Source organism: Halobiforma lacisalsi AJ5 (assembly GCF_000226975.2).
Classification (GTDB): domain Archaea; phylum Halobacteriota; class Halobacteria; order Halobacteriales; family Natrialbaceae; genus Natronobacterium; species Natronobacterium lacisalsi.
The window spans coordinates 3,919,914-3,937,807 of the sequence record NZ_CP019285.1 but is presented as its reverse complement, the minus strand read 5'-3'; the positions used below and the strand labels follow the sequence as shown (position 1 = coordinate 3,937,807).

Genomic DNA, 17,894 nt, shown 5'->3' with positions numbered 1-17,894 from the left:
CGTCGCGCAACCCGTCGTTCGTTACGGTTTCCGGGCGGTCACTCGAACTCGAGGGCGAATCCGTCCCGCACGGCGGCGACGACCGTCCAGCCGACCCCGCCCAGCGTCGCGCAAGCGAGGACGAGCGGGGCCCGAACCTCGAGGACGGCGCTCCCGTCGCCACGGAGTTCGTGATAGAAGAGGAACCAGCCGTTCGGATCGCCGAAGGCCACGGTGCCGGACCCGAACGCCAGCGAGGCGAAGACGGCGACGATCGTGACGCCGACGATCGCAGCCAGCGTCCCGACCGCGCCCGCGAGACCTCTCGAGAGTACCGCCACACTCACGCGTCGTTTTCCATCCGAACCGGAGTCGGCCGGTGAACCGTAGATCGCGAACCCCTGCTGGTCGGGAGTGGAGTCGTCCTCGAGTCCGAGTTCCGTCACCTGAACGTCCGCGGGATACTGCAACAGCGTCGCGGCCATCCAGAAGTCACCGATCGAGCCGGCGGCGTTGGCCGCGAGCGGGACGAGCAGTACCGGCGAGGGGTAGACGACCATCGCGCCGAGGCCGATCACCGTGATGCCGGCGAAGGGTGCGAGCAGGACGACGAGCATCTCTCTGCGGGTGAACCGGGTGCCTTCGGTCCCGGCGTAGGCGTACGGCAACACGAAGTGGGAGAGCCCGATCCCGAAGGCAGGGCGGCTCCCGCCGTCGGTCCCATACCGGGCCATACAGAGCCCGTGAAGCAGTTCGTGGAGGACGACGACGGGCGCTACCAGCGCGAGCGCGAGCACGAACAGTTCCGGAAAGAGCGGCGAGGGATCGACGACGATCGGCTCGAGCGCCACCCCCCGGACGGCGGCCAGCACGTGGCCGAACGCGTACGCGAACGCGAAGAAGCCGACGACCGCGGTGACGAGCCACTGGACGGCAACCGCGCGCGTGAGACGGAACTCGGCGAGCGGGCGTCGACCGGACGGCTCCGTTCGGCTCACGACAGTCCGTCCCGCGGGCGGGGAAAAATCGGTATCGGTCTTCCTTCCCTCGAGCGCCCAACCCCACCTGTCTCCCCGGAACCGATAGATTCCCGGTCCTCGATTCCCGAGGTGAGCGTATGACGGCAGACGGTTCCCCCGCCGACGATGCGGACGACGCCGACACGGGTGACGACCGAACCGCAGCAAACGACGGCATCGAGGCCACGTATACGGAAACCGACGAGGAGCGTGTTCTCGAGTTTGTGCGTGCCGGGACCGGGACCGGACCCGGAGCCGAGACCGGCGCCACTACGGCAGCCAGCGCAGCCATCGCCCAGAACATCGAGGGCTACGCCATGCTGAAGGTCCGCCCGACAGCCGAGGGCGACGAACTCGAGCGCTACTACGGGTTCGACATGGCGCTCGACCACGCGGCGGAACTGCTCGGGGTCTCGCCGCACGAACTCCCGGTTCCGGATGCGGCCGAAGACATGGGGATGTAGTGGCGGTACTGCCCTAAACGACCTCCAGATAGGGGGAAAAAGCGGGACGCATAAATACGCGGAGTCGAACGGTTCAGACGAGAATAGCCGTGGCAACAGAGTCGTTCCCCCGTCCGATCGGGACTCACCGACGCTTCTCCGCACTGCTCGCAGCGACCGCGCTCGGCGTGTACCTGCTGTTGATCGTCGGTGCGACGACGTCGATCACGAACGCGACCGCGGCGTGTTCGACGTGGCCGACCTGTCACGCGCCGACCGATCCCCTGAGCCAGACGCAACTCGTGATCGCCTGGGGGCACCGCATCGCCGCGTTCCTGGTCGGCGGGCTCGTCGCGGCGTCGGCGTTCGTCGCCGTCCGGGGCGACGCCGCCGTTCGAGTCCGCTCGACGCTGGTGGTTTCGGCCGCCCTCTACGCCGTCCAGGTGGGCGTCGGTGCCGCAACCGCCACGCTCGGTCCCGCCGCCGTCGCTCCCGGACTCCATCTCGGGCTCGGCGTCGTCATTTTCGGCGGCGTCGTCCTCGCGCTCGCCTGGGACCTCGAGCTCGCGACCGGCGAAGAGGACGACGCGATCGATCTCGAGCCCGACGCGGCACCAGCTTCCGCCCCCGCCACCGCCACCGCCCCCGAACCCGTGGAAGCCGAGAAACGGACGCTGCCCTCGGGGGGACTGGCCCGCGCCAGGCTCACCGCGTTCGCCTATTTCAAGATGATGAAACCGCGGCTGATGTGGCTGCTCTGTCTCGTCGCGGCCGCCGGCATGGCCCTGGCCGCGGGGCCGGCGCTCGACGTCTACACCATCGTCGCCACGCTCGGCGGCGGCGTCCTCTCCATCGGCGCCTCCGGAACGTTCAACCACGTCCTCGAGCGCGACGTCGACCGGAAGATGTCCCGGACGTCGGATCGCCCGCTGGCGACTGACCTGATCCCGGTCCGCAACGCGATGGCGTTCGGCGGGCTGCTGACCGTCGCCTCGATCGGCGTCTTTCTGACCATCAACACGCTCGCGGCAGCGCTGGGTCTCGCGGCGATCCTGTTTTACAGCGTCGTCTACACCCTCTTGCTCAAGCCCAACACGGTCCAAAACACCGTGATCGGCGGCCTGGCGGGCGCGCTCCCGGCGCTGATCGGCTGGGCGGCCGTCACCAACGAGATCGGTCTGCCGGGACTGGCGCTTGCCGGCGTCATCTTCCTGTGGACCCCGGCGCACTTCTACAACCTCGCCCTGGCGTACAAGGACGACTACGCCCGCGGCGGGTTCCCGATGATGCCCGTGGTGCGCGGCGAAACCGAAACTCGCAAACACATCGTCTACTACCTCGCTGCGACGCTCGTGGGGACGGTCGCGCTGGCCTGGATCACCGAACTCGGAGCTATCTACGCGGCGACGGTCGCCATCTTCGGCGCCGTGTTTCTCTGGACCGCCGTCGTGCTTCACTTCGAACAGACCGAGTCTGCGGCGTTCCGGTCGTTCCACGCCTCGAACGCCTTCCTCGGCGCAGTGCTGGTCGCCGTCCTCGTCGACGCGCTCGTGCTCTAACCTGTCCGGCGAGTTGAACAAAACTGTTAATCCAGCCCGTTCGAATGCTCAATTATGAGTCGGTACCGCGGTATGGATTACGCTGCGTTGACCAAGACCGGATTCCTGCTCGGTATCGGGCTGCTCACGCTCGGTGCTGGCGGCGAACTGTTCGGCCAGTTCGTTCTCGGGGGAGTACCAGGCTGGGAGGACCGGCTGTTCACCTACGCCGAAGGACTCGGTATCCTCGTCAGTTTCGTCTCGGTCTGGACGTTCGGCGTGTTCCTCCCACTCACGGAATGACCCGCGAGGGACATCGGAAACGACGGCTCGATGAACGCTATCGCAACCCGAATCGAACCGAACTCTCAGTCGCATCCGGTCCGCTAACGTCCTGATTGCCCGGACGCGCTTTCCCTCTCCTCGAGTCTTCCAGGCGTGTCGACACCGATAACCCCGTTCGAACGCTACGGTGGTCCATGCACCGTCGCTCGTTTCTCGCCGCCGCGGGCGTTTCGTCGGTCGCCCTCGCCGGTTGTGCCACGCTGTTCGATGCTTCGATGCCCGCCGCACTCGAGGACGTCGATCCCGACCGTCAGGTGCCGACGCCGACGCTGGGCGACGGCCAGGTGACCGTCGCAGTGTACGAGGACCTCGGCTGCTCGCACTGTCTGGACTTCGAGACTGACGTGTTCCCGATCCTCGAGGACGAGTACGTCGCGACCGACGAGATCGAGTTCCGCCACTACGACTTTCCCGTGATGGCCGCCGACGAGTCGATTGCGATGGCGAACGCCGCGCGGGCGGTGCAGGACGGGACCCGAGGCGACGGGCAGGACGAGGACGAGGACGGCTCCGGGGATCCGAACGGGCTGTTTTTCGACTACAAGCAGGCGGTGATGACCGGCGACGACGAGGACTGGACCGACGACGGGCTGGTGACGCTTGCGGAATCGCTCGAGAGTGATGCTGCCGGTGGTCCCGACTCCGACCCCGACAACGACCCGGACGCAGTCGCCACCGCCCTCGAGAACGAGACCTACTACCCGACGCTCGCCGCGGACTGGGAACGGGGCGACGAACGGGACGTTACCGGAACGCCGACGGTGTTCGTCGACGGCGAGAGCGTCGACCGGGCGACGGATCCCGACGCGGTCGTCGAGACGATCGAGGACGCGCTGTAATTCGAGCAGGCGGTCGGCGCTACTCGGTATCGGCTCGCGCCGCGTCGATGTGCTCGAACTGCTCGTCGGTCAGGTCGATCTCGACCGCGCCGACGTTTTCCTCGAGTTGCTCCGGTGTCCGCGCGCCGACGATCGGGACGCAGGTAAACCGGTCCTGCTCGATGAGCCAGCGCAGCGAGACCTGGGCCGGCGTCGCGCCGACCTCGTCGGCGACGGATTCGACGGCGTCGAGGACGTCCCAGGCGCGTTCGGTGACGTAGTACTCGTCGAACATGTCGTCGAGGCTACCCCGCGAGCCGTCGGGCGCTTCGAATCCACCCTCGTCGGTTCGCTCGTACTTCCCGGTGAGGAAGCCGCCAGCCAGCGGCGAGTACGGACAGACGGCGACGTCCTGGTCCGCACAGACGTCGAGGTAGTCGCTCACGTCGTCGTACTCGACGGCGTTGACCATCGGCTGGGTGACGTCGAACCGCTCGAGACCCTCGACGTCGCTCGTCCACAGCGCCTTCGTGAGTTTCCAGGCGGCCATCGAACTCGCACCGAGGTAGTGGACCTTCCCCTCGCGGACGAGTTCGGTGAGCACCGAGAGGGTCTCCCTGATCGGCGTGTCGTCGTCCCAGCGGTGGATGTAGTAGAGGTCGAGGTAGTCCGTCCCGAGTCGCTCGAGCGTCCCTTCGACCTGTGCGCGAATGTGCTTGCGGCCGAGTCCGGAGTCGTTCGGCCCGGGTTCGCCCCAGCCGTCGAACGGGAAGTAGACCTTCGAGGCGATCACGAAGTCCTCGCGGTCGTACTCGTCGAGCCACTCGCCGATCCACTCCTCGCTGGTGCCGTCCGGATCGCCGTAGACGTTGGCGGTGTCGATGAAGTTGATGCCGTTCTCCCAGACGGTATCGAGGAGTTCGTGGGCCTCCTCGCGGTCGGTTTCGACGGTGTCGCCGTGTGTCTTCCCGAACCGCCAGGTGCCGAAACAGAGCTTCGAGACGGTCGTCCCGGTGTTACCGAGGGTGGTGTACTCCATGTCGCCGGGTTCGCCCGCGGGACCCAAAACCGATTGGGAAGCGGCCAACGTGTGGGCGACCGGCGGCCCGCTCGTTCGAGCGCCTCGCCTGCGAATGCATCCCCAGCCGTCTTTCCGGCTGGAGGGGTACGGTCCACGATGAACGCGACGAACCCAGCCGTCCGCGAACTCGGCACGGACTCCAGTCCGGACGCGATCGAGTACGAGTACGACGCGGAGACGCCGGCCAGCATCGCCGTCGTCCACGCGATCTGTGCCGTCGCCGACGTCGACCCGCTCGAGGCCCCGACGGCACTCGGCTTCGTCCTCCACGAACACGTCGACCCGGGCGCGATCGACACGCTGCTCGGCGACGGAACTGGCGACGGTAACGTCGTGGTCTCGTTCGATGTGTCGGACGACCAGGGCCAGGTCTACGCGGTCGAAATTTCCGACGACGGCCGGATCGGGGTCCGGGCGCTCGATTCGGCGGGATAACGACCACGTCGCCCGCACACCGCTCGGGCTCACCCCCGCAGCGGATCACTCCACGGTCGGTACCTCGAATGCAAACGAGAGAGCCTCGTCGGTTCGGGCGATCTCGAGGACACGTTCGACGAAGGCAGTCTTCCCCACGGAGTACTCCGTCAGGTCGTCGGTGCCGCCGGCGAGGTCGCGTTTCAGCGCCGCGTACTCCTCGCGAAGGTCGGGACGGGACGCCAGCACGTCCCGTGTGACGACGCTGATCCGCCAGCCGTCGGCCGAGGCAGCGAACACGTGGTCGTTGAACCGCTGGCCGTTCTCCCGCCGGAAGAGCGGGTGCCACTCGTCGCTGTTCTCCATTCTGGTGCCGCCGAGTTCGGTCTCGAGGGTGCGCGACACCGACGCGACCGCGTCGTCGGCGACGACCACGTCCAGGTCCACGATGTCCTTCGCCGGGAGTCCGGGCACGGCCGTCGAGCCGACGTGTTCGACGCGCTCGAGAGCGGACTCGAGGGCCGCGTCGTGCAGCGTCTCGCGAACACGGTCGCGCTCGGCGGCGAAGCGCTCGCGCCAGGCGTCGTGTCCCGACGAAACGAGTTCGATCGGGTCGTCGTTCGGATCGACCATTGTTCGGCGGACTCGCGTCTCCCACTTGAAGCTTCGGCTCCGGTCACCGGAACGACGGCAACACCTCCGCCTCGTAGAACTCGAGCATCCGCTCCTGTTCGGGCCCGATCTGGTGGACGTAGACGTGATCGTAGCCGGCGTCGATCGCCTCCTGGATACTGTCGATGTGGGCCTGGGCGTCCTGCTCCGTCGTCGTCCCCGACTCGGCGACATCCTCGCGCTCGACCATCTCCGCGGCCTGTTCGAAGTGGGCCGGCGTCGGCAGGACCTGGGCGAGTTCTCCCGGCAGCGAGCCGTTGGGCCAGTACTCGTGGACCGTATCGATCGCCTCGTCCTCGCTCTCGGCACAGCAGACGTGCATCTGGGTGAGCATCGGCCCGTCGCCGCCGGCGTCCTCGTATGCGTCGACGACCTCACCCTGCGGGCCGGAACACCAGAGCCCGTCGCCGTGGTCGGCCGCCCACTCGGCGGTCTGAGGGCCGAACGCGCTGGCGACCGTCGTCGGCTGCTCGTCGGGAACCGTGTAGAGACGGGCGTTCTCGACGGTGTAGTGCTCGCCGTGGTGGCTCGTCGTCTCGCCGGTCCACAGTTTCCGCATCACTTCCATCGCCTCCTCGAGCATCTCGAGCCGAACGTCGTGTTCCGGCCAACGCTCGCCCGTGACGTGTTCGTTCAGGTTCTCGCCGGTGCCGACGCCGAACGTGAAGCGGTCGCCGAACATTTCGTCGACCGTCGCGACCGCGTGGGCGACGTTGACCGGGTGGATCCGGATCGTCGGGCAGGTGACGCCGACGCCGACGTCGATCTCGTCCGTCTCGGCCGCGATGCCGCCCAGCGTCGACCAGACGAACGGCGACTCGCCCTGCGCCGACACCCAGGGGTGGAAGTGGTCCGAGATCGAACAGAAGTCGAAGCCGGCGTCTTCGGCACGGGCAGCGTTCGCGACGAGTTCCATCGGGTCGTGCTCCTCGCTTGACAGGGCGTATCCAACGGCGGTCACGGCGGCCGCTACCACGAACGGGTGGATAACGCTCGAGCCTGCGAGTGCGAGCACGGGAGCCCGTCGCCCCAGAGCCCCGGAACCGAACCCCTTACCCGGGACCGGTCGCTACCGAACCTCATGGAAGCCGTAGTCGAAGCGACCGAGCTGCGGAAATCCTACGGCGAGACGACCGCGCTGTCGGGGGCCTCGCTGTCGGTCGACCGCGGTGAAGTCTTCGCACTTATCGGCCCGAACGGGGCCGGCAAGACGACGCTCGTCCGGGCGCTGACCGGGACGACGGAACCCGACGCGGGATCCGCTCGCGTCTTCGGCGAACCGCCGACCGCCGTCGACCGGGACCGGCTCGGCGTACTCCCGCAGGACTTCGCCCCGCCGGACAGGCTCACCGCCCACGAACTGATCGACTACTACGCAGGCCTGTACGACGACGCCAGGGGGCCCGACGAGGTCCTGTCCGACGTCGGGCTCGTCGACGCCGGCGACACGTGGTACGAGAACCTCTCGGGCGGCCAGCAGCGCCGCGTCTGCGTCGGCTCGACGCTGGTCAACGACCCGGACGTGCTCTTTCTGGACGAGCCCACGACCGGGATCGACCCCGCCGGCCGCCGAACCGTCTGGCGGCTGATCGAGGACCTCGCGGCCGGCGGGACGACCGTCGTACTGACCACCCACGACATGGCCGAGGCCGAGCGACTGGCCGATCGGGTCGGCCTGCTCGCCGACGGCTCGCTGATCGCCCAGGGGTCCCCCGACGAGCTCGTCGCCGAGCACGGCGGCGGGAGCCGAGTCCTCGTCGAGACCGACGCCGACCCCGAGGCGTTCGCCGACCTCGAGTATCCGGTCGAGCGGGCGAGTCGCGTCTCCAGCCGTGGTCGCGGGGGCGGAACGCCCGCCGGCGTCGTCGTCCGCGACGTCACGCCCGTCGAGATCGGTACCATCGTCGACTACCTCGAGGATCGCGGCCTCGAGTACACGGGCCTGACCTGGGCCGAACCCGACCTCGAGGACGTCTACCTCGCGCTGGCCGACGAAACCGAGCGGGAACGGACACAACGGGAGCCGATCGATTCGCCGACGGAGACGGACGCGGCGACGCCGGGTGAGACGGCATGAGCCGGTTCGGTCGCGTTCGCTCGGAGGTCGACGCCGGCTGGCGGTCGTTCGTCCGCCGCCGGACCGCGGTCTTCTTCACGTTCTTCTTCCCGGTGATCCTGATCGTCATCTTCGGCGCGCTCGTCCGGACCGACCCCGCAGGCGGCGGGCTGTTCGCCGAGCCGGCAGCCTACTACGTCCCGGGGTACCTGGCCACCGTTGTCCTCTTCACGCCGCTTTCCCGGATGGGCAGCGAGGTCGCCCGCCACCGCGAGGGCAACCGCTTCGAGAAACTCGCGACGACGCCGCTGACCCGAAGCGAGTGGCTTCTGGCCCAGACGGCCGTCAACGCCGTCATCATCGGGCTGGCTGGCCTGCTCATTCTCGGGCTCGTGATCGCGCTGACAGGGGCCGAGATCGTCTTCTCGCCGCTGCTCGTCCCCTACGTCCTCGTCGGCGTGATCGCCTTCTGTGGAATCGGCGCGATGCTCGGCAGCTACACCGGTTCGCGCGACGGTGCCGTCGCGGCCAGCAACACGATCGCGCTCCCCCTGCTTTTCCTCTCGGAGACGTTCATCACGCTCGAGCAACTGCCCGGCTGGTTCGAGCCGCTGGTGAATCTCTCGCCGCTGACGTACTTCGCTCGCGGCGTCCGGGCGGTGGCCTACCCGGCGGCCGAACCGGCGTCGGTCGCCGGAACCGGGATCGACCCCGCGCTGGCGAACCTGGCGATCCTCGCCGTGCTGGCGGTCGTCGCGTTCGCGCTCGGCGCGCGCTCGATCCCGCGGACGGACTGACGGCGCCGATCTATTCGGGATTGCCCATTCGGTCGGAGTAGTCCCAGCCGTAGACGACCGCTGGCTCGATCGCGATCGTCACCTCATCGCGCTCCTCCCGGAGCAGCGTTCGTGCCAGTTGCGAGTCCGTTCCACCCAGGTATTGCTCGAGCAGGTCCCTGAGTACCTCCTTCTCGGGGTCGGGGGCGACGGACGCTGTACCGCGGCCACGGACGCCCCTGTACGGCGGGCGATTCGTCGAGACTTCGAACGCGACCTCGGCCTCGGGATCGGTCGCGGAGCCGTCGTCGCGTTTCAAGTAGTCGACGACGGTCGCGTCCGCCGCGGTGGAACACTCGAGGAGCCAGGGCTCGGACTCCTCGTCGCCATGCAGAAACCGATACCACAGCGACAGCATCCAGAGGTGGCCGGACGGCGTCCGACAGGCGATCCGAACCGGAATATCCCGATCCTCGAGGAAATCGGCCAGTTCCTCACGGGTCAACGCGCCGCGAACGGTCGTGGTCACGGGCGAACCTTGGACGGCCCTCGACATAACGTGTGACCCCGGACCCCGTTCCGCCCCGGTTGCGGCTCTTGGCCCGGTCCCCATTCCAGTTCCAGTTCCAGTTCCAGTTCCAGTTCCAGTTCCAGTTCCAGCCCTGGTCCCGGCCCCGATCCCGGCCAGCCCCGGTTCTGCCGGCTCCCCCACTACAGTCGGTCTTCCCTCGCGTTTTCGATCAGCGACTGCACGTCGATCCGCCGTTTCTCACGGTCCGCCCGGTACGCCGCCTCCGTCAAGGCAGTCACCTGGAGGCCGACGTCGCCGGGGACTTCGGGTTCGGAGTCCCCGGCGATCGTCTCGAGGAAATTCTCTAACTTCGCGCCCGTGAGCGTCGTAAAGTCGGTCGGCGCTTCGATCGTGCTCTCGTAGACCGTCGCGCCGCGTTCCTCGAGCCGGATCCGCTCGCCGTCGAACGTGACCCGGCCGTCGGTCCCCCAGATCGCGTACCCCTCCGACGGCGAGAGGTTGACGCCGTCGCCGCTGACGGTGACGCCCGCGAGTATCGACCGGCCGTCGTCCTGGTTCTCTCCGTCGGCCTCGAGTCGCACCGAGAGCGAACTGTTGACGTCGATCCGGTCGTCTTCGTCCTCGTCGGCGTACTCCATGTGTCCGGCGACGCTCCTCGGCGTCCCGCCCGTGATCCACAGCAAGGCATCGAGCAGGTGTGAACCCGAATCGTACAGCTGTCCGCCCCCCGAAAGGGAGGGATCGACTCGCCAGGTTCCTTCGTGGAGGTCGATCCAGTTCTGCCCCAGGTACGCGTTCGCAGTGTGAACGTCACCGATACGGCCGCTGTCGACCAGCCGTTTGATCTCGGCGAACCCTGGATGGAAGTGGCGCTGGTAGCCGACCTGGATTTCGAGCCCCTCGCGGTCGGCCGTCTCGAGGAGGTCGACCGCGTCCCCGACGTCTGTCACCATCGGTTTCTCGAGGTAGACGTGGGTGCCGGCCTCGAGACAGGTCCGGGCCTGTTCGTAGTGGAGTGTGTGGGGCGTGACGATCACCGCGACGTCGATCTCGTCGCCGTGCGCCTCGAGCAGCGACTCGTGATCGGCGTACGCCGGTGCATCGAACTCCCGTTCGAAGACGTCCCGTGCGTCGGCAGCCACGTCGGCACCGGCGACGAGTTCTACCCCCTCGAGATCGACGAGTACCTCGAGGGCGAGTTGGCCGAGTCCGCCGAGTCCGATCGCCGCAGCGCCGAACTGCATACCCTAACGGCCATGTCCGACCCGAAAAGGGCTTCCCCGTTTTTCGGTTACAGCGACTCTCGCTTCCGGTGGCCGTTCTTTCTTTCCGACCGACGAGAGGCGAGCGCCACCGGAAGCTACTCTCCGCTCGCCGGCGTCCGTATCAGTATGCCTACGTGCCCCGGTTGCAGTCGGCAGTTATCCCACGAGAACTGTATCGAACACTTACGATACTGCAAGTGGGTCTGGAGCGATCGCCCGGAGCAGGAGTCCCGCTGGGGCGAACGCGTCGTTCGGTACGTTCGCGACGGAGAGCGCTAGAACAGCGGGACGATAATCGCCGCGAACTCGTAGTCGTAGACGTGATTGAGCAACACGTAGGTCACGACCCCGAGGACGAGACTCAGGATCCAGGTCGCGGCCGCGATCCGGCCGACTCGAGCGTGTGCCGTCTCGCGCAGTTCCGACGGCGTGTGCGTCAGCCCGAGCAGCAACGCGTAGAGGACGATCGGCACCGCCACGATCGAGAGCACGATGTGGATCGCCAGCATGATCAGATACGCGTAGTAGACCCGTTGCGGGCCGACGAACAGCTTCTCGCCGCCCCCGCCGACCCTGATCAGGTAGACGACCAGGAACAGCAGGATCAGGGAGAACGCGCCGACCATCGCCGCCCGGTGTTTCTCGACGTCGCCCGTACGGATCCAGTACCAGCCGGCGATCAACAGCGCGACCGTGGCCGTGTTGATGACCGCGATCACGTGGGTGAGCAGGTTGATCTGTGCCTGGGTCAGGTCGGGATACAGCGGTACGTCGAGCAGGAACGTCCCGACGACCAGGGCGTACCCGACGATCGTCAACGCCACCGTTGCGCCGATCGGCCGCTCTCGGAGTCGACGTTTCGCGTCCGCAGTTGCCATCGTCGATAGTTAGGAGAGGTCCCGTATCTGTCTTGCCGTTCCGGCCGTCCGGACGGCGTAATCCGCTAGCGAAGGTCGTGTGGTCGACGTGGCGTATGGTGTGGGGTGAGAGGTGTGGGGTGTGGGGCGTTGGGCTGCCGTTACGGTTCGCTCCCCCCGTCCTCGAGCGAGACCGCCCCGCGTTCGTCGACCGTGACCTCGTATCCACAAAATTCGAAAGTGACGGCCCCACCGGGACGGGGTTGCCCGTCGGCGTGACTCGCAAACAGCGAGTCGAGGGCGTCGGGATCGACGACCGCGTGTAACGGTTCGTACTCGGGTGGTCGTAGCTCCTCGGACGAGATCCCTTCCGCGGCCGCGACGGCTTCGACGACCGCCTGACTCGGCTGCTGCCTGACCGTTCCGTCGATACTGTCGCCGCCACCCTTCATGATGTCTCGACCCTTTCGAATCCGGTCGAATAAAGCTGTCCTTGTCGTTCGCCGTTCCGCCGCGTTAGGCTCTGCTTTCCTTCGACATCGAAGGTCGGGGCCGCGACGGAACGGGGTAGACGGGTACGCTCGAGTCGCCCCGGCGTCAGTCGATCCGGATCGCGGGTTTCCCAGGTCTTGCTTTCCCGCCGGCCGCGCCGTCGTCGGCGCGTTGCACCCGCACGTCGGCGTCGAACTCGTCCCGGACGAGCCAGGCCGCCCGCTCGAGCAGCGCGTGCTCGCGGTCGGGGCCGAGAGCGGCCGCCCCGGAGTCGGATCCCGACGAGGACCCGCCTCGAGCGTCCGCCGCGTCGCTTCGCTCGAGGAATCGGGCGATAGCTTCGCGAGTCGGCGTGTCGAGTTCGGGATCGTTCTCGAGGGCGTCGGCGACGCGTTCGACCGCCGACTGCGGGTCATCGCCGGGGCGGTCGCTGTCCGCGTTCGCGTCGCCTTCTCGGAGGAACTCCATCGTCCGGTACTTCCACTCGTCGGCGACGATCAGGTCGATCCGCTCGGGGTCGTCGATCGCGGCGACGTCGACGATGTCCCTGACGTCCTCGAGGGTGGTCTCCACGAGGCGGCGCTCGCGGCGGTAGTCGGGCGCGTGTGCGCTTTCTGTGTCGTCCGCGAACTCGCCGGCGTCCGGCCAGTCGGCCTCGGCCACCAGCCCGTCGCCCCGGAGCTTGTTCCACAGTTCCTCGCCGAGGTGAGGGGCCATCGGGGCGATCAGCGCGGAAAGCGTCAGCAGGCCACGCCGGTTGACCTCCTCGTGGGGAGGACCGAACCCCCGGTAGCGGCGCAACAGCCCCGCGAGTTCCCGAATCTCGGTCGCCGCCCGGTGGAACCGGAACCGCTCGTACTCCTCGGTCGTCGCCGCGATCGTCCGGTCGATCTCCCGGTCGACGTACTCGTCCCGCGGGAGCCGCTCGCTCCGCCCGGACTCGCCCTCGACGAACGCGGTGACCATCCCGTAGAGGGTTTGCTGGAGGTCGTAGGCCCCGCGGACGTCGTTCGCGGTCCACTCGAAGTCCTGTTCGGGGTGGGCCGCCGAGAGGACGAACAGCCGCGTCGTCTCCGCGCCGTACTCCTCGGGAGCGACGGCGTTGCCCTTCGAACTGGACATCTTCTCGCCCTCGTACAGCACCGTCCCCTGACTCTCGAGTTCCCGGAACGGTTCGCGACAGTCCAACAGCCCGATGTCGGTCAGTGCCTTCGCGAAGAACCGGGCGTACAGCAAGTGTAGCGTGGCGTGTTCGTCACCGCCGACGTAGACGTCGACCGGGAGCCACTCCTCGGCCCGATCCGAGTCGAACGGAGCGTCCTCGAGGTCGGGCGAGAGGAATCGCAGGAAGTACCACGAGGAGTCGACGAAGGTGTCCATCGTGTCGGTCTCCCGGCGCGCGGGCCCGCCACACTCCGGACACTCCGTCTCGCGGAAGGAGGCGTGTTCCTCGAGCGGGTTGCCCGTGGTCCGGACGAACTCGGGGAGTTCGACCGGCAGGTCCTCGTCGGGCACGAGGACGGGCCCGCAGTCGTCGCAGTGGACGACCGGGATCGGGGTTCCCCAGTACCGCTGCCGGGAGATCAGCCAGTCCCGCAGCCGGTAGGTGACGTCTTCCTCGAGGGCGTCGTAGTCCTCGAGCAGTCGCTCGCGGGCGGTTTCGGTCCCGATACCGGTGTAGTCGCCGCTCTCAGTCAGGGTACCGTGGCCGGTGTAGGGGGGTTCGCCGTCCGCGTCGTCCGCGTCGTCCGCGTTGCCTCCGTCGCCCCCGTCGTCGGCCGGTTCGATCACCCGCTTGATCGGCAGGTCGTGCTCGCGGGCGAACGCGTAGTCGCGCTCGTTGTGGCCCGGCACGCCCATCACTGCGCCCGTGCCGACGTCCTCGAGGACGTAGCCCGCGACGTAGACGGGCAGGGACTCACCAGTCACGGGATTGATCGCGCTCGCGTCGGTCACGATGCCGGAGTAGCCGACCTCGTCCGGCCCGCGGTCGCGGACCTCGTCGACGTACGCCTGTACGTCCTCGTCCTCCTCCGCGAGGGCTCGCGCCAGGTCGTGACCCGGCGAAACCGCGAGGTAGGTCGCGCCGTGGATCGTCTCGGGCCGGGCGCTGAAGACGTCGACCGCCGTCGTCCCGCCGAGAGCGAGGTCGACCTCGAAGGAGATCCTGGCCCCCTCGCGGCGGCCGATCCAGTTGCGCTGGATCTCCCGGACGCCGTCGGGCCACCCCTCGAGGTCGTCCAGCCCCGCGTCCAGTTCGTCGGCGTAGTCGGTGATGGTGAAGAACCACTGGTCGAGGTCCCGCCGGCCGACGGGCGTCTCGCAGCGCCAGCAGACGCGGTCGCTGGACCCGCCTTCTCCATCGCGTTCGACGACCTGGGCGTCGGCCAGCACCGTCTCGCAGTCCGGACACCAGTCGACCGTCGCGGCGTCGTACTCGACCAGCCCCGCCTCGTGGAAGCGCTTGAACAGCCACTGGTTCCACCGGTAGTACGACGGCTCGCAGGTCGTGATCTCCCGAGACCAGTCGTAGCCGAACCCCAGCGTCTCGAGTTCCTCGCGCATCCGTCGGATGCAGGCCTGCGTCCAGGATTCGGGGTCGCTTGCCCGCTCGTAGGCGGCGTTCTCGGCGGGGAGGCCGAACGCGTCCCACCCCATCGGATGGAGGACGTCGTCGCCGCACATCCGCCGATAGCGAGCGTACGCGTCCGCGATCGCGTAGTTGCGGACGTGGCCCATGTGGAGTGTCCCCGACGTGTAGGGGAACATTCCGAGGACGTAGGTCGGATCCGTCGCGTCGTCCCCGAGTTCGTACACGTCCTCCCGTTCCCAGACGTACTGCCAGAACTCCTGCACCTGCGCGTGATCGTACCCTGTCATTGCGTTCGGTCGTTACTCTCTCTGGGTTGGCGTCTCATATCATTGTTCGGCCCCTTCCCTCTGCCCGGGAGCATTGTTCGGCTCCTTCCCTCTGCCCGGGAGCCCGTCACCGTCGCCGGCGTCGTACCCACTCGAGGGCGGCCGCGCCGCCGGCGACGCTTACGAGGCCAAATCCGGCTGCTGTGCCGGTGAATCCGGGGATCGAGTCGTCCGCGTTCCCCTCCGCCCCGTCGTCTCCGTCGTCAGCGTCCGCCGCCGACTCGTTCCCGTCGTCGTCCCTGTCGACGCCATCGAGGTCGAACGCGTCGGGATCGGTCAGCGATGGCGGGTCCGCCTGCTCGCCGGTTTCGATCGGGAACGTATAGAGCGCGCCCTCGGTCGGCGCGTTGGGGATCGCCTGCGTGCTGCTCGCGACGAAGGTCTCGCCGGGCTCGAGGACGCGTGCGGTCCAGAACCCGGCGACGTGGGGATCGCGCCACGCGGCGAGGCGCTCGGGGTCGTCGGGGTCGCTGACGTCGTGGATCGTCACGCCGCCGCGGTACCAGGCCGCGTAGAGCCGGTCGTTCCGGAGTTCGAAGTTGTGAGCGGTCGTCCACAGGCCGGCGTCGTAGCTCTCGTCGGCCGCCGCGAGGGGCTCGATCGACCCCCGGCTGACGGGATCTTCGGAGTTAGAGACGTCGTAGAGGTCGATCCCGCCCGGCCCGTCGGGCTCCTCGCCGCCGGTCGCCCAGGCTTCCCGGCCGACGGCGAGCAGGTCGCCCGTCTCGTCGACCGTCGCGTAGTGGTCGTTGCCCGGCAGGCCGTGACGGATCTCGAGGTCGTTCTCGACGCTGCGCTGGGACTGGAGGTCCGTCTCGGAGACGTGCGAGATATACTCGGGCTCGGCGGGGTCGGACACGTCAAGCAGGTAGGTGCCCGGGTTCCAGTGGGCGAGATACGCGACGTCGTCGTGGACGGAGACGTCGTGCAGGTAGCGGGCGATCCAGTCGACGTCGGCCCAGCCGGGTTCGTGCTCGAGCAGCGACCAGCGGCCGATCCGTTCGACGCCGTCGGCGACGTCGTAGACGACCACCACGTTGTCCGAGGGATCGTTCCCGACGACGTAGAGGACGTCGTCCTCGAGGGAGCAGTTGTGGATGTGGAAGCCGGTCTCGTAGGGCTCGGCGACGAGTTCGGGGGCGGCGGGATCGGAGACATCGTAGCAACAGAATCCCTCGAATAGCCGGCCCGAGGTGCGGTTCGCCGGGCCGGGGACTACCAGCCGGTCGCCGTCGACCGCGACGTCGAGGATCTCGAGGAACGGATCGCCGTCGACCTCGATATCGTCCTCGAGAAAGAGCAGTTCGGGCTCGGCCGGCTCGCTGACGTCGACCGTCGCGAAGCCGGTCGTGGTCGCCAGGTAGGCGACGTCGTCGTCGCCGACGACCGCCTCGGCGGCCCCCTCGATCTCGAGGCGGCCGAGGGGTTCGTATCCGGATTCGTCCTGACCCGATCCAACTCGCGGGGACGAGCCTGCCGTTGCTCGCGCGGATCGCGTGCCGACTACGGGGAGAGAGAGGGTGGAGGCGACGGCGGCACCGCTCCGCCGGAGGACCGTTCGCCGTTGCATACCAACCACCACGGAGGGGATGGCAAAATACCATCGGGTCGATCCGTGCCGCCGTCTTCCGGCAGGATCGGAGGCGTCGTCAATCCGCGAGCCGTTTCCGGTCGCCCGTCCCCTCGGTCATCGCGCTGGCCAGCGCCCCCTCGAGGACGACGTCGTCCCCGTGGTCGGTCACGCGAATCTCGGGGACGTTGGTCATCACCATCTCGGAGACGCGCTCGCGGATGCGGTCGACGACGAGTTCCTCGTTGTGCAACGCGACCGCGCCGCCGAACGAGACCAGAAGGGGCGCGAACGAGTGGACCACGTTGGTGACGCCGATCGCGTTCCAGTGGGCAAGTTGGTCGATCGCGTAGTCGGCTAGGTCGTCCTCGCCGGCCAACTCGAAGACGTCTTTCGCGGTGAAGTCGGGGTCCTCGAGCGGGAGGTCGGTGTCGATCGTGGGGTCGTCCTCGGCCAGCAACCGCACGAAGTCCGGAATGCCGTTGCCCGAGCAGTACGCCTCCCAGTGGCCGTCGCGCCCGCAGCCACAGGTCAGCCGACCGCGCGGGTCGACGATGGCGTGGCCGACCTCGCCCGCGTTACCGTCCCAGCCGTCGAGGATTTCGCCGTCACAACAGACGCCTGCGCCGATCCCCGAGGAGATCGTGATGTAGACCATATCGTCGGGGTTGCGATCGGCGTGAAACCGCTCGCCGATGACGCCGGCGGTCGTGTCGTTGTGGAGGTAGACCTCCTCGCTGTCGATCAGTTTCTCGATCGGGCCCGTAAGCGGGATGCGGTCGATCGAGTCCGGCAGGTTGGCGGGGTCGATCACCGCGCCCTCCGCGAGGTCGAACGGACCGATCGAGCCGATCCCAGCGGCAGTGATCGCGTCGGGAGCGATCCCGGCGTCGCCACACGCCTCACGGAGCGTTCGCAGGACGCCCTCAGTCACGTCGATGCCCGTCGGACCGCGTGGCGTGGCGTTACGGCTGATACCGATCGTGGTCCCGTCGCCGTCGGCGACGGCCGCCCGCAGGTTCGTCGCGCCGAGGTCGACGCCGGCGTAGTAGACCATCCTGTCTTAGAAACGACCGTCGGCGTACTTAACTACCCAGATTACGACTCGGTCTCGAGTA

The 17,894-nt window shown here is 67.8% G+C and carries 18 protein-coding genes; 7 read left to right on the top strand and 11 right to left on the bottom strand.

Features of this window, described 5'->3' with window-relative positions; translation table 11 throughout:
- Window positions 1-38 precede the first annotated feature (38 nt).
- Window positions 39-977, bottom strand: coding sequence for a DUF3267 domain-containing protein (locus CHINAEXTREME_RS19175; protein WP_007140617.1), 939 nt, complete (start codon window positions 975-977; stop codon window positions 39-41).
- A gap of 119 nt (window positions 978-1,096) precedes the next feature.
- Here CHINAEXTREME_RS19175 and CHINAEXTREME_RS19170 point away from each other — a divergent pair, with 119 nt between their 5' ends.
- The 4 genes from CHINAEXTREME_RS19170 (at window position 1,097) to CHINAEXTREME_RS19155 (ending at window position 4,163) form a co-directional block, all read left to right on the top strand.
- Entirely contained in the window at window positions 1,097-1,462 is a 366-nt protein-coding gene (locus CHINAEXTREME_RS19170; RefSeq protein ID WP_007140618.1) for a DUF7111 family protein, read from the top strand.
- An 89-nt stretch (window positions 1,463-1,551) separates the two neighbouring features.
- Complete coding sequence (locus tag CHINAEXTREME_RS19165; RefSeq protein WP_007140619.1) at window positions 1,552-3,000, top strand: heme o synthase; 1,449 nt, start codon at window positions 1,552-1,554, stop codon at window positions 2,998-3,000.
- Window positions 3,001-3,054: 54 nt separating this feature from the next.
- Window positions 3,055-3,282, top strand: a complete 228-nt coding sequence (locus CHINAEXTREME_RS19160; protein ID WP_007140620.1) for a DUF7860 family protein — start codon at window positions 3,055-3,057, stop codon at window positions 3,280-3,282.
- A 176-nt stretch (window positions 3,283-3,458) separates the two neighbouring features.
- Complete coding sequence (locus tag CHINAEXTREME_RS19155) at window positions 3,459-4,163, top strand: DsbA family protein (RefSeq protein ID WP_007140621.1); 705 nt, start codon at window positions 3,459-3,461, stop codon at window positions 4,161-4,163.
- Between the two features lie 19 nt (window positions 4,164-4,182).
- Here CHINAEXTREME_RS19155 and CHINAEXTREME_RS19150 read toward each other — a convergent pair whose 3' ends face one another.
- A complete protein-coding gene (locus CHINAEXTREME_RS19150; RefSeq protein ID WP_007140622.1) occupies window positions 4,183-5,181 on the bottom strand; it encodes an aldo/keto reductase in 999 nt (332 codons plus the stop codon).
- A 138-nt stretch (window positions 5,182-5,319) separates the two neighbouring features.
- On the opposite strand from CHINAEXTREME_RS19150, the gene CHINAEXTREME_RS19145 reads away from it, so the two are divergent.
- Window positions 5,320-5,658: a HalOD1 output domain-containing protein gene (locus CHINAEXTREME_RS19145; protein ID WP_007140623.1), complete on the top strand. Its 339-nt coding sequence runs from the start codon at window positions 5,320-5,322 to the stop codon at window positions 5,656-5,658.
- Window positions 5,659-5,703: 45 nt separating this feature from the next.
- On the opposite strand, the gene CHINAEXTREME_RS19140 is transcribed toward CHINAEXTREME_RS19145, so the two are convergent.
- Window positions 5,704-6,270, bottom strand: a complete 567-nt coding sequence (locus CHINAEXTREME_RS19140) for a GrpB family protein (RefSeq protein WP_007140624.1) — start codon at window positions 6,268-6,270, stop codon at window positions 5,704-5,706.
- A gap of 43 nt (window positions 6,271-6,313) precedes the next feature.
- Complete coding sequence (locus CHINAEXTREME_RS19135) at window positions 6,314-7,270, bottom strand: TIGR03557 family F420-dependent LLM class oxidoreductase (RefSeq protein WP_049918401.1); 957 nt, start codon at window positions 7,268-7,270, stop codon at window positions 6,314-6,316.
- A 120-nt stretch (window positions 7,271-7,390) separates the two neighbouring features.
- On the opposite strand from CHINAEXTREME_RS19135, the gene CHINAEXTREME_RS19130 reads away from it, so the two are divergent.
- Window positions 7,391-8,386, top strand: a complete 996-nt coding sequence (locus CHINAEXTREME_RS19130; RefSeq protein ID WP_007140626.1) for an ABC transporter ATP-binding protein — start codon at window positions 7,391-7,393, stop codon at window positions 8,384-8,386.
- Window positions 8,383-9,162: an ABC transporter permease gene (locus tag CHINAEXTREME_RS19125; protein ID WP_007140627.1), complete on the top strand. Its 780-nt coding sequence runs from the start codon at window positions 8,383-8,385 to the stop codon at window positions 9,160-9,162. Before CHINAEXTREME_RS19130 ends, CHINAEXTREME_RS19125 begins: the two co-directional genes overlap by 4 nt.
- 10 nt (window positions 9,163-9,172) lie before the next feature.
- Here the strand turns inward: CHINAEXTREME_RS19125 and CHINAEXTREME_RS19120 are convergent, their stop codons facing one another.
- The 7 genes from CHINAEXTREME_RS19120 to CHINAEXTREME_RS19090 all read right to left on the bottom strand — a co-directional run bounded on the left by CHINAEXTREME_RS19120 (window position 9,173) and on the right by CHINAEXTREME_RS19090 (window position 17,833).
- Entirely contained in the window at window positions 9,173-9,697 is a 525-nt protein-coding gene (locus tag CHINAEXTREME_RS19120) for a pyridoxamine 5'-phosphate oxidase family protein (RefSeq protein WP_193790368.1), read from the bottom strand.
- A gap of 155 nt (window positions 9,698-9,852) precedes the next feature.
- Window positions 9,853-10,917: a Gfo/Idh/MocA family protein gene (locus tag CHINAEXTREME_RS19115; protein WP_007140629.1), complete on the bottom strand. Its 1,065-nt coding sequence runs from the start codon at window positions 10,915-10,917 to the stop codon at window positions 9,853-9,855.
- Between the two features lie 296 nt (window positions 10,918-11,213).
- Entirely contained in the window at window positions 11,214-11,816 is a 603-nt protein-coding gene (locus tag CHINAEXTREME_RS19110) for a DUF420 domain-containing protein (protein ID WP_007140630.1), read from the bottom strand.
- A 140-nt stretch (window positions 11,817-11,956) separates the two neighbouring features.
- A complete protein-coding gene (locus CHINAEXTREME_RS19105) occupies window positions 11,957-12,247 on the bottom strand; it encodes a HalOD1 output domain-containing protein (RefSeq protein ID WP_007140631.1) in 291 nt (96 codons plus the stop codon).
- A gap of 145 nt (window positions 12,248-12,392) precedes the next feature.
- A complete protein-coding gene (gene leuS, locus CHINAEXTREME_RS19100) occupies window positions 12,393-15,167 on the bottom strand; it encodes a leucine--tRNA ligase (RefSeq protein WP_007140632.1) in 2,775 nt (924 codons plus the stop codon).
- 106 nt (window positions 15,168-15,273) lie between these two features.
- Window positions 15,274-16,776 (bottom strand): LVIVD repeat-containing protein, encoded by a 1,503-nt coding sequence (locus tag CHINAEXTREME_RS19095; protein ID WP_007140633.1) that lies wholly within the window; start codon window positions 16,774-16,776, stop codon window positions 15,274-15,276.
- Window positions 16,777-16,855: 79 nt separating this feature from the next.
- Window positions 16,856-17,833, bottom strand: a complete 978-nt coding sequence (locus CHINAEXTREME_RS19090; RefSeq protein WP_007140634.1) for an ROK family protein — start codon at window positions 17,831-17,833, stop codon at window positions 16,856-16,858.
- Between the last annotated feature and the right edge of the window lie 61 nt (window positions 17,834-17,894).

Coding starts and splice junctions, on each gene's coding strand:
- CHINAEXTREME_RS19170 (WP_007140618.1), top strand. CDS start 1,097: ATGACGGCAGACGGTTCCCCCGCCGACGATGCGGACGACGCCGACACG.
- CHINAEXTREME_RS19160 (WP_007140620.1), top strand. CDS start 3,055: ATGAGTCGGTACCGCGGTATGGATTACGCTGCGTTGACCAAGACCGGA.
- CHINAEXTREME_RS19155 (WP_007140621.1), top strand. CDS start 3,459: ATGCACCGTCGCTCGTTTCTCGCCGCCGCGGGCGTTTCGTCGGTCGCC.
- CHINAEXTREME_RS19150 (WP_007140622.1), bottom strand. CDS start 5,181: ATGGAGTACACCACCCTCGGTAACACCGGGACGACCGTCTCGAAGCTC.
- CHINAEXTREME_RS19145 (WP_007140623.1), top strand. CDS start 5,320: ATGAACGCGACGAACCCAGCCGTCCGCGAACTCGGCACGGACTCCAGT.
- CHINAEXTREME_RS19140 (WP_007140624.1), bottom strand. CDS start 6,270: ATGGTCGATCCGAACGACGACCCGATCGAACTCGTTTCGTCGGGACAC.
- CHINAEXTREME_RS19130 (WP_007140626.1), top strand. CDS start 7,391: ATGGAAGCCGTAGTCGAAGCGACCGAGCTGCGGAAATCCTACGGCGAG.
- CHINAEXTREME_RS19125 (WP_007140627.1), top strand. CDS start 8,383: ATGAGCCGGTTCGGTCGCGTTCGCTCGGAGGTCGACGCCGGCTGGCGG.
- CHINAEXTREME_RS19120 (WP_193790368.1), bottom strand. CDS start 9,697: ATGTCGAGGGCCGTCCAAGGTTCGCCCGTGACCACGACCGTTCGCGGC.
- CHINAEXTREME_RS19115 (WP_007140629.1), bottom strand. CDS start 10,917: ATGCAGTTCGGCGCTGCGGCGATCGGACTCGGCGGACTCGGCCAACTC.
- CHINAEXTREME_RS19110 (WP_007140630.1), bottom strand. CDS start 11,816: ATGGCAACTGCGGACGCGAAACGTCGACTCCGAGAGCGGCCGATCGGC.
- CHINAEXTREME_RS19105 (WP_007140631.1), bottom strand. CDS start 12,247: ATGAAGGGTGGCGGCGACAGTATCGACGGAACGGTCAGGCAGCAGCCG.
- leuS (WP_007140632.1), bottom strand. CDS start 15,167: ATGACAGGGTACGATCACGCGCAGGTGCAGGAGTTCTGGCAGTACGTC.
- CHINAEXTREME_RS19095 (WP_007140633.1), bottom strand. CDS start 16,776: ATGCAACGGCGAACGGTCCTCCGGCGGAGCGGTGCCGCCGTCGCCTCC.
- CHINAEXTREME_RS19090 (WP_007140634.1), bottom strand. CDS start 17,833: ATGGTCTACTACGCCGGCGTCGACCTCGGCGCGACGAACCTGCGGGCG.